The sequence below is a fragment of the Caulobacter sp. 05T431 genome (genome assembly GCF_056665975.1).
This window is the reverse complement of sequence record NZ_JBFTKU010000072.1, coordinates 1-586: the sequence shown is the minus strand read 5'-3', so window position 1 is coordinate 586 and position 586 is coordinate 1. Positions and strand designations below refer to the sequence as shown.

The following is a 586-nucleotide window of genomic DNA, read 5'->3' as shown; positions in this document are numbered from 1 at the left end:
GGCCTCGACGGCGTCGGCAGCCAGGCCCGTGGGTGTCCGGCTGGCGGTGACTTCCACGTCGCCGGCTGGGATCCCGGCGTTGACCAAAGACTCGCGGATGCCCGCTGTTTCGGGCTGGCCCCCGCCGCGGACGGCGGTGTCCAGGACCGACTCGACCTTGGATTTCATGTCGGGCCCGGATGTCCCGGCCCCGCCGCCGCGCGCCTGCCCAGCCGGGGGTGGGGAAGCTGCGGAAGTCGCGCCTTCAGAATGCCCGGCTCCAGAGGCCTCGACTCCGCTGCCGCCGGTCGGCGTCGCCCCAGCAGAAGCGTTGGGGAGAAGCACGAGCAGGAGCACGAGCAGGAGCGGCACGACGGTTGCGGCCCCTGGAACTTTCCTGCCGCCGCGGCGGCGTTGGGCCCCGCCCGTGGCGGTAGTAGCCGCCCCCGGTTCCGCAGCGGCGGCCGCCGCGGGTCCTGCGCCGATGCTGGCATGTTGCATCCGGCCATCTTGCCACGCTGTGGTGCCCGGTCCGGCGTCCTGGGTATGGTCCACCGGCCCACGGGATTCAGGCTGCGGCCCCTTTCAGTTCGCCGGTTTCCTGGTC

Annotated in this window: 1 protein-coding gene; it reads right to left on the bottom strand. The window is 72.9% G+C overall.

Annotated elements, in window-relative coordinates; translation table 11 throughout:
* On the bottom strand, window positions 1-168 hold a 168-nt coding region (locus AC1U89_RS24575), incomplete at its 3' end, for a DUF6993 domain-containing protein (protein WP_479902224.1).
* Between the last annotated feature and the right edge of the window lie 418 nt (window positions 169-586).